Annotated in this window: 9 protein-coding genes and 1 pseudogene; 3 read left to right on the top strand and 7 right to left on the bottom strand. The window is 46.5% G+C overall.

Features of this window, described 5'->3' with window-relative positions; all coding sequences use genetic code 11:
* The 6 genes and pseudogenes from Q0338_RS02510 to Q0338_RS02485 form a co-directional block, all read right to left on the bottom strand.
* A pseudogene (locus tag Q0338_RS02510) lies at positions 1-301 on the bottom strand (hypothetical protein); the annotation flags it as partial.
* A gap of 75 nt (positions 302-376) precedes the next feature.
* Positions 377-547 (bottom strand): hypothetical protein, encoded by a 171-nt coding sequence (locus Q0338_RS02505; RefSeq protein WP_298085386.1) that lies wholly within the window; start codon positions 545-547, stop codon positions 377-379.
* A 175-nt stretch (positions 548-722) separates the two neighbouring features.
* Entirely contained in the window at positions 723-1,988 is a 1,266-nt protein-coding gene (locus Q0338_RS02500) for a sensor domain-containing diguanylate cyclase (RefSeq protein ID WP_298085385.1), read from the bottom strand.
* 221 nt (positions 1,989-2,209) lie between these two features.
* Positions 2,210-3,493, bottom strand: coding sequence for a TRAP transporter large permease subunit (locus tag Q0338_RS02495; RefSeq protein ID WP_298085384.1), 1,284 nt, complete (start codon positions 3,491-3,493; stop codon positions 2,210-2,212).
* A 9-nt stretch (positions 3,494-3,502) separates the two neighbouring features.
* Positions 3,503-4,045 (bottom strand): TRAP transporter small permease, encoded by a 543-nt coding sequence (locus Q0338_RS02490; protein WP_298085383.1) that lies wholly within the window; start codon positions 4,043-4,045, stop codon positions 3,503-3,505.
* A gap of 6 nt (positions 4,046-4,051) precedes the next feature.
* Entirely contained in the window at positions 4,052-5,050 is a 999-nt protein-coding gene (locus tag Q0338_RS02485) for a DctP family TRAP transporter solute-binding subunit (protein WP_298085382.1), read from the bottom strand.
* Positions 5,051-5,406: 356 nt separating this feature from the next.
* Between Q0338_RS02485 and sodB the strand changes: the two genes are divergently transcribed.
* The 3 genes from sodB to Q0338_RS02470 all read left to right on the top strand — a co-directional run bounded on the left by sodB (position 5,407) and on the right by Q0338_RS02470 (position 9,051).
* Complete coding sequence (gene sodB, locus Q0338_RS02480) at positions 5,407-6,057, top strand: superoxide dismutase [Fe] (protein ID WP_298085381.1); 651 nt, start codon at positions 5,407-5,409, stop codon at positions 6,055-6,057.
* Between the two features lie 189 nt (positions 6,058-6,246).
* Positions 6,247-6,612 carry a hypothetical protein gene (locus Q0338_RS02475; RefSeq protein WP_298085380.1) on the top strand — a complete coding sequence of 122 codons (366 nt, stop codon included), beginning with the start codon at positions 6,247-6,249 and terminating at the stop codon, positions 6,610-6,612.
* 333 nt (positions 6,613-6,945) lie between these two features.
* Complete coding sequence (locus Q0338_RS02470) at positions 6,946-9,051, top strand: ribonucleoside triphosphate reductase (RefSeq protein ID WP_298085379.1); 2,106 nt, start codon at positions 6,946-6,948, stop codon at positions 9,049-9,051.
* A 120-nt stretch (positions 9,052-9,171) separates the two neighbouring features.
* Here Q0338_RS02470 and Q0338_RS02465 read toward each other — a convergent pair whose 3' ends face one another.
* Positions 9,172-9,357, bottom strand: coding sequence for a hypothetical protein (locus tag Q0338_RS02465; protein WP_298085378.1), 186 nt, complete (start codon positions 9,355-9,357; stop codon positions 9,172-9,174).
* Positions 9,358-9,611 lie beyond the last annotated feature (254 nt).

Genomic DNA, 9,611 nt, shown 5'->3' with positions numbered 1-9,611 from the left:
CGCCCAAATCGACGTTAAATTTACTCAAAAACTTATCCACGCTAAAGACGTCCTGCCTAAATATATCGGACGGGTCGCCCGCTTGCGCGATCAAAACCCTTGTGCTGTCGATGAAGCTTTTTAGCTCGGCGGCTTTTTCTTTACTCACCGATGAGTCGAGTCCGTTTATTTTGCCCCAGACGCTTATTTTATCGTCTCTCGTGTAGCCGCTTAGCGAAAATATCCTCCTCACGGCTACTGGCTCGCCGGGCTTTAGTCCGAGTTCCTTACGCCATCCGTCCTCCAACTTATCAAACTCCATTTTCGCACTCAGCCACATGCTTAAATTTTTACCGGTTAGATTACTTGGATCAACCTTGTCTGCCCAAATTTTTAGTTAGTCGTAGTCTAATTCGCTTGGATTTACCGTATCGTAATTAATCCGTGCCGTTAAATTTGGTGCTAAATTCGCTACCTCTTTTTCCTCATGCGTCTTTAAATTTTGCCCATGAGAGCTACTAAAATCATAATTTACGTTTGCGTTAAATCCGTTTACGCCACTTATCATCTAAAGTCCTTTTAAAATTTGGCTTTTTAACGATATCGGCAAATTTTGAATAAAATTTAGAGTAAAAGATAAGAAGCGATATCAAATTTACGGTCAGCCGCCAAACCGCATGGACGCTGACGAGTCGCCGTAAATTCGTGCCGCGTAGTTGCCGGCCGACAAACGCTAGCAAAATTTATTTTTGCTCAAAGTCTTCCCAGGGATTTATGCAGTAGGTGCCGCGACCCGCGTGTTTAGCCCTATAAAGAGCATCGTCGGCGCGCTGAAGTAGCAGGTCAAACGAGCCGTGCCCGATCTGTCCTTCTGCTATACCCGCACTCACGGATAGTCCGTTAAATAGCGGATTTTCTTGACAAATTTTAAAAAATCGGTCGATCAAAATTTGCACGCGAGGCGCTATGCTTTGCATGTTCGCGCCGTCGGTAAATATCGATATAAACTCGTCCCCGCCGATGCGTACGTTCATCGCGTCGTTAAAAATCTCCTTTATCAACTCCGCGATCGCAACTAGAGCCTTGTCGCCCGCCTGGTGCCCATGCTCGTCGTTTACCTGCTTGAAGCGATCTAAATCCATATAAAGTATGCTCATATGCGTGGTTTTTAGCTTGTCTAAAAATGCGTCCAGCTGGTTGCGGTTAGCTAGCCCCGTGAGCTGGTCGTAGTGGGCTAGATGTTCGATATTTTGCAGATACTCGTACTCTTTCGTCACGTCGCGAGCGATACCTACGGTACCGATGATCGTCTCGCCGTCAAATATCGGCGTTTTATATGTTTTTAGCTTGCTTAGTTTGCCGTCTGTGCGCATAACCTCCTCGTCAAAAAGGCAGGTCTTGCGCGCTGCGACGACGTCGTCCTCGGTCTGAACGCAGATGTAGTCTGTTTGCTCGTAGATCTCTTTAGGGATATCCCAGATATAGTAGTGATCTTTGCCCCACACAAGCTCTTTTGGTTTATTTACGACCTCGCAAAACTCGTCGTTTACCTCCAGGTGCAGCCCGTCCATATCCTTAAACCAGATCATATCCGGAGATGAGTTTATCAGCGTTTGTAGCCATGTTTTTTGTAGCCAAGCCTCTTTGCGCTCGGCTATCAAATTTAGCGCTTTTTCAAAGTAAAAGACGTCTAAATTTGCAGCTTGGGGCCAAATTTCATCTGCGGCCTCTTTTTGCTCGCTCGTTATCTTTGCGGTATCCTTTGCGTAAATCGCCAAAAAGCCGTTTTCGCCGATACGTTTTTTTAGCTCGGTTAAATTTAACCCGCAATCTTCGCTTGCGATGATTAGATATTGATGCTCGTCTGGGATGGGTGTGGGGATGTCGCAGGCGTCTTTTAGCGTCTCAAATTTGTGCTCAAAGCGCGGTCTGGGCGGGATTTTGCCATATTGCTCAAGCTTATTTTTTATATCCTGGGTTAAACAAATATGCAGTTTGACGCGGTACATGACTGCCCTCTTTTTGTTTTTCGGTTGTGATACATCAGGCGAGCTTTAACTAGGCTTTGGAAACGGCTAAATTTAGCTATTTGCGCCGAGTTTAAATTTATAAATTAGGTCGGTTAAATTTGAGTGTAAATTTGACGGAAATGTAAAGAATGGTATCAAATTTACGGACCGCTCGCCGAGCTGTACAGACCCGGGCGGCGCCGTAAATTTGCAAATTTAAATCAGCCTCCGTACATCAGCCTCGGTAGCCAAAGCGAGATTTCCGGGATGTATGTCACCAGGACGAGTCCGACAAATAGCGTCAAAGTCCACGGCAAGCATGAGACGATGACGTCTTTTAGATTCATGCCCGTTAGGCCGCTGGCGACGAATAAATTTAGTCCGACCGGCGGCGTGATCATGCCGATTTCCATGTTTACGATTAGTAGGATGCCGAAGTGCACCGGATCCACGCCTAGCGCGGTCGCGATCGGTAGCAACAGCGGCACCATGATCATCACGACCGATGATGGCTCCATAAACTGTCCCATGATGAAAAGCAGGATGTTTACGATGATTAAAAAGCCGATCTTGCCGATATTTGCGGCTAGGATGCTATCTGCTATCGTTTGCGGGATGTTTTCGCTAGTTAGCAGATACGCAAACACGACCGCGTTTGCGATGATAAAAAATATCATAGCCGTCGTGATGGCAGACTCTAGGCAGATGTCCCACAGGTCTTTAAATTTGATATCTTTATAGACAAACAGCGAAATAATCAGCGCATATATCGCGCTCGCCGCCGCAGCCTCGGTCGGTGTAAAAATGCCGCCGTAGATACCGCCGATAACGACTACTACGATTAGCAGCGCCCAAAACGCCTTGCCGAATTTTTTTACTCGCTCGCTCCAAGGCTCGGGCGTAGTAGCTTTAAATCCGAGTCTTTTTGCTCCGATATAAGTCTGCGCTATCATCATACCGCCTAGCATCAGTCCAGGCACCACGCCCGCCATAAATAGCTGCGCGATACTGACCTCGGCCGTCACGCCGTAAACGATCATAACGACCGAAGGCGGGATGAGGATGCCTAGAGAGCCCGCGGTTGTGATGCCGCCCACGGCGTACTCTTTCGGATAGCCGGCTTCTTTGATAGCGACAAACATGATAGATCCTATCGCTACGACCGTAGCTGGCGAGCTGCCAGAAACCGCGGCAAATATCACGCACGCAAATATCGCGCTCATCGGTAGGCCGCCCGGTAGGTGTCCGACCATGGATTTAGCAAAATCTATAATGCGTCTAGCAGAGCCGCCCTTGCTCAGTAAATTTCCGGCTAGGATAAACATCGGGATCGCCATGAGGGCAAATTTATTGATACCGTCAAAGATAAGCTGAGGCATCGCCGCGACGTCAAGATCGGTAAAAAGCAGCATCGTTAAAACCGTACTAGCTCCAAGCGAAACGGCGACGGGAACGCCTATAAGCATGAGACCAAACAGCGAGATAAATAAAAATGCGATGGTCATAGGCTCTCCTTAGCTTTTCTTGACCGAGTCGCGTATCATCTCGGCTTCGTTATTTACGATGACCTTATCGGCCGGCGTCATAGCAATCTGGAAAATTTTCTCTCCGGCGCGGTAGCTAGCGCCCAGAAACGCTATCGGAAGCACCAGCATAGGTATCCACTGCGGCACGCCTAGATCCACGCTCATGAAATCAAGCTCGATCATCACCTGTAGATACTGCACGCTATAAACTACGATAAACATCAAAAATGCCGTCGTTAGTATATTTGCAAAGATGAGATAGGCCTTTGCGACGATGGGCGGAAATCTCTCGATCAAAATCGTAACCGAGATATGAATGCCCTTTCTAAAGCCGTATGCTGCGGCAAAAAACGCCGACCAGATAAAAAGGTAGTTGGTTAGCTCGCCGGCCCACGACCAGCCCGTGTTAAAGCAGTAGCGCATAACGACGTTAATGAAGGCTAGCAGCGTGCCTGCGGCGATGCCTAGCACCGCCACGGTTTTGTTTACCGAGGCGATGCCGACATCTAAAATCTCAAAAAATTTACCCATAAAATCCTACTTCGTATTTATCGTTTTTTCTATCAAATCTTGACCGATCACGTTGTAGAAGTTCGGATAAATCGGCTTCATAGCCTCTGCCCATTTGCCCTTTTGATCGGCATTTAGCTCGATGATCTCAAGTTTTTTGCTCTCGCTTGCGAATTTTTTAAGCTCGCTTAAAATATGCTCTTCTTCTTTAGCCGTCTCTTCGCGCTCATAAGCCGTAGCTTCTTTTAGAGCTTGCGTTACGTGAGCCTTCATATCATCAGGCAAGCCTTTCCAAAATTTCTCGCTCATAACGACTAAATATCCCAAATATCCGTGGCCTGATAGCGTTAAAGAGCTTTGCGCCTCGTAAAATTTGGAGTTGTAGAAGTTTGATAGCGGGTTTTCAGTCGCATCGACTACGCCTTGTTGAAGGGCTGGATAAACCTCTGAAAACGGCAATACTTGCGGGTTGCCGCCGACTACTTTGATCTGCTCTTCAAGCACTTTTGAGCTTTGGATGCGGAATTTTTGTCCCTTAGCGTCCGCAGGCTCTACGATCGGTTTTTTGCTCGAGCTAAAGTGCTTAAATCCTGCGTCCCAAAAATCAAGCGCGATGAAGCCTTTTTTAGCGATCATATCTTTTAGAGCTTGTCCGACTTCGCCGTCTTGAACAGCGTAAAGATGGGCGTTATCTCTAAAGATAAACGGCAGGTCAAATAGCTGAAACTGCGGCACTATCGGCGTAAATTTAGAAAAACTAGGCGCGGCCATCTGTACGTTGCCAAGCTTTAGCGCTCCAAAAACTCTATCGTCGTCCATCAGCGATGCGGCAGGATATACCTCGACTTTGATCGCTCCGCCGCTAAGCTCGCCGACTCGTTTGGCAAAAAAATCGGCAGCCTTGCCTTTTGGCGTAGAGGCGGCCACGACGTGGGCGAATTTGATCGTGTATGTTTTGCCTGCGGCAAACGCGCTGCCCGCAAGCGCGCAAGAAAGAAGCAGTGCGGAAAGTAACTTAATTTTCATCTGTGATCCTTTTTAAAAGATTAGCTAATTCAGCTAGGTGCAATTATAATTCATAAAAAAGCGGCTGCGTGAAAATGTTTCGACTTTTTGCAATAAATTTCAAATTTATGTGTAAATAAGTAACAATATCTCAAATTTGACAGTCAAATTTGAGAGCAAGCCAAAGTAAAATATAACGATAAAAAGACTAAGTGTTACGAAAATACACATTATTTTTATCAAATTTGACCTCTTCGTGCGGCGAGACGAGTTAAATTTGATAAAACGGAAGCATCGGCGGGTTTGTTTTCGCGTTAATAAATTAATTACTTTTTTATTGCTATAATACGGATAAATTTTATTACAAAGGAAAAATTATGTTTGAACTTAGAAAACTGCCTTTCGATCCGAAAGCAAACGCCGTCGTCAGCGAGGAAACCTGTAGTTACCACCACGGCAAACACCACCAAACCTATGTCAATAACCTAAATAATTTGATAAAAGGTACGGAGTTTGAGGGCGCTAGCCTCTTTGATATCTTGGTAAAAAGCTCCGGCGGCGTGTTTAACAACGCGGCTCAGGTCTATAACCACGACTTTTACTGGGATTGCATCGCGAAAAAAAGCCAAATGAGCGACGAGCTAAAAGCTCGCCTAGAAAAAGATATTCCAAATTTTAAAGAGGAGTTTTTAAAGGCTGCGACTACGCTTTTTGGCTCCGGCTGGGCGTGGCTAGTTTACAATCCAAAAGAGGACAAACTACAAATCGTACAAACAAGTAACGCGCAAACTCCGGTAACTGACGGCCTCGTACCGCTTCTAGTCGCGGACGTTTGGGAGCACGCATACTACGTCGATCACAGAAACGCGCGCCCGGCGTATTTGGAGAAGTTGTTTGAAAATATCAACTGGGATTTCGTCTCGAGCGCTTACGAGTGGGCGCTAAAAGAGGGGCTAAATTCGGTTAAATTTTACGTTACCGAGCTTCACGGCGGCGCGAAATCTTGCTGCGGTTGCGGCTGCCATTAATGCCAAAAATTCGCCGGTTTCGCGAGTTTTTTAAGAGCGGCGATAAATTTGCGGCGGCTTATTTTTCTAAATAAGCGTAAGTCCGCGAGTAAATTTAGCCTTGAGTAACGACTCCTTCTTGGCTAAGTTTACTTTATATAAACTATTTTGAAGTAATATTCGAGTCTCATTTCACAAAAAAGGACGAAAATGAAGAAGTTTTTAGTTTCATCTTTGGCGGCTTTTGCTGCAGTTGCTATGCTTAGCGGTTGCCACGCGCACAAAAGCGAGAGCGCAAACAAAGCTCAGATCACCAAATCAGAAGCTGAAGTTATTAAATTTACGGGCGTAAACGACCCAAAATACGTCGTTAGACTAAGCTCTACCGATAAATTTAACACAGCCCTGCTAGAAGACAGCAAAGGTCACAAAATCAACCTTAAAAACGCAGCCACTGCAAGCGGCGTAAGACTAGCGAACGACGATATCGGTACAGAGATAACGTTTAAACGCGGCGAAGGTATCCTAAACCTTGCAAAAGGCGGCGAGGATATTTTCTTAAGATACGACGAATAAAAACTTTCCCGCCGAATTTTACGGCGGGACTTTCTCTCCCTCAAATTTACCAAATTTAACTCCCGCAAAATCTCGTCAAATTTGAACTTTCGCTTGTTTTTTAGCTTGCTTTCGAATTCGCTAAAATTTAATATCTCTTATCAAAAATAGCTTTGTCTTAAAATTTATAAGCCCTCTATAAAATCCCCAAATATACGTGCTTTCAAAGCTATTTTAAACTTAAAAATGACATTTTCAAAATGCCCGGAGAGCAAATTTCGGTCACTAAATTTTAAGCCAACTTTGCCTATACTTTCGTCAAATTTATCATCAAAATTTAACGTAAGGAATGAAATGAAATTTATCCTAAAACGCGACGGCACGAAGCAAGAATACCTCCCGTATAAAATCCAAGACGCGATCAAAAAAGCCTTTGAAAGCGAGTCCAAAGAGTACGACGACAAGGTCTTTTTAGACGTGATGGGGCACGTGTTTGACAGCGAAGTTTTGAGCGTCGAGGACGTGCAAGACTACATCGAAAAGGCGCTTTTTAACGCGGGACACTTCGACGTGATGAAGAGCTTTATGCTCTACCGCCACACGCACAAGCTTCAGCGCGAGCAAATTTTAGGACTAAACGAAGACACCACCTACATCAACTCCACCCAAACCATCAGCGAGTACATCAACGGCACCGACTGGCGCATCCTGGCAAACTCAAACACCAGCTACTCAAACGCCGGCCTCATCAACAACACCGCGGGCAAGGTTATCGCTAACTACTGGCTAGATAAGGTGTATAGCAAAGAAGAAGGCCTCGCGCACCGAAACGGCGACTATCATATCCACGACCTAGACTGCCTCACGGGCTACTGTGCGGGCTGGAGTCTAAGGGCGCTACTAAACGAGGGATTTAACGGCGTGCGCGGCAGGGTCGAGAGCAAGGCGCCCAAGCACTTCCGCGAAGCGCTGTATCAGATGGCTAATTTCTTAGGAATTTTACAAAGCGAGTGGGCGGGCGCGCAGGCGTTTAGTAGCTTTGACACTTATCTAGCGCCTTATGTTTTCCGCGACAAGCTAAGCGATAAAGAGATCAAAAAGGCGATAACGAGCTTTATCTTTAACCTAAACGTGCCGGCTCGCTGGGGCCAGAGTCCGTTTACCAACGTAACGATCGACATCACCTGCCCGTCCGATCTACGCGATCAGATCCCGACGCGCGAGGATAGGCATATATTTAGCGATCTGGAGGATACGGAGCTAGCGCAGGAGGCCGCCAAGCGCGGTTTTGGCAAGCTAACGGATATGACCTACCGCGCCTTTGAGCCCGAGATGAACCGCATCGACAAGGCCTTTTACGAGATCATGACCGAGGGCGACAAGTGCTCGCAGCCCTTTACCTTCCCGATCCCTACCGTAAATATCACCGAGGATTTCGACTGGGACAGCGAGGTGGCGAAGGTGCTTTTTGAAAACACGGCAAAAATGGGCTCGAGCTATTTTCAAAATTTCGTCGGCTCTCAGTACACGGTCGATGAAAACGGCAACCGCGTCGCAAACGACAAAGCCTATAAGCCGGGCCACGTGCGCTCGATGTGCTGCCGCTTGCAGCTAGATTTACGCGAGCTGCTAAAGCGCGGCGGAGGGCTATTTGGCAGTGCAGAGATGACGGGCAGTATCGGCGTCGTGACGCTAAATTTAGCTCGCCTGGGCTATCTATATAAAGGCGATAAAAAGGGACTCTACACGCGCCTTGAATATCTACTAAATTTAGCCAAATCCACGCTCGAAAAAAAGCGCGCCTTTATCCAAGAGATGTACGAACGCGGCCTGTATCCGTACACCGCGCGCTATCTAAAGCACTTTAACAACCACTTTAGCACCATCGGCATCAACGGCATGAACGAGCTTTTGAGAAATTTCACGAATGATAAAGAAAACATAGCGACCGATTTCGGGCGAGAGTTTGCGATCGAGATGATCGAGTTTTTACGCGGTAAAATTCGCGAGTTTCAAGAGAGCACCGGCAACCTTTATAACCTCGAAGCCACGCCTGCCGAGGGCACGACGTATCGCTTTGCTAAAGAGGACAAAAAGCGCTATCCGGACATCATCCAGGCCGGTTTTGGCGAAAATATCTACTACACCAACTCCACGCAGCTACCGGCAAATTTCACCGACGATGCGTTCGAGGCGCTCGATCTGCAAGACGAACTGCAAAGCTCCTACACGGGCGGCACGGTGCTGCACCTATACATGAAGGAGCGTATCAGCTCGGCCGAAGCGTGCAAAGACCTCGTGCGCGGCGTGGTAAATAACTACAAGCTGCCATACATCACGATAACGCCGGTCTTTAGCGTCTGCGCCAAGCACGGCTATATCAGCGGCGAGCATGAATACTGCCCAAAATGCGACGAGGAGCTTTTGGCTAAATTTAAGGCTGAAAATAGCGTAAAGTAGGCTAAATTTGAGTGGCAAGCTATATTTTGCCGCTTTAAATTTGACTGCATATTTATGTATAAAATCAAAATTTAACTAAATTTGACCCCGCCCGAGTCAAAATAGGCGGGGCAAATTTGATCATTTCTCGCCAAGCGGCCAGTAGACGATCGGTTTGTCTCCGAGTCTTGCTTCGCCGTGATACATGCCGAGCTTATCTTTCGTCCATGCAAAGCCCGTGTGTCCGTGCTTGTCGATCGAGATGATGCCGCCGCTACCGCCTAGAGCTTTGACCTGAGCTACTGCATCTTCGGCGGCCTTTTGCACATCGGAGGTTTTAGGCGGGGGCTTCAATACATGCAATTTAACTAAATTTGTCAGTAGTGTGAGGTTTTTGATGCGGTTTGCGTACAGAGAAACTCCTTGGAATTTTAACTGTGTTTTTTTGCGAAATATCATTAAACTTTCAATAAAAATTCTTTGCTGAGCATTTTTTACTAAAAAAATTAGAAAGTTCAGTATTCCCTAAATTAATAATTACAATATTCTGTCTAGCTCTAGTTATCCCTGTATAAACTAAT

The organism is uncultured Campylobacter sp. (assembly GCF_938018145.1).
Taxonomy (GTDB): Bacteria; Campylobacterota; Campylobacteria; order Campylobacterales; family Campylobacteraceae; genus Campylobacter_A.
Note: the sequence above shows the minus strand (reverse complement) of the source record. Positions and strands in the feature narration are given on the sequence as shown.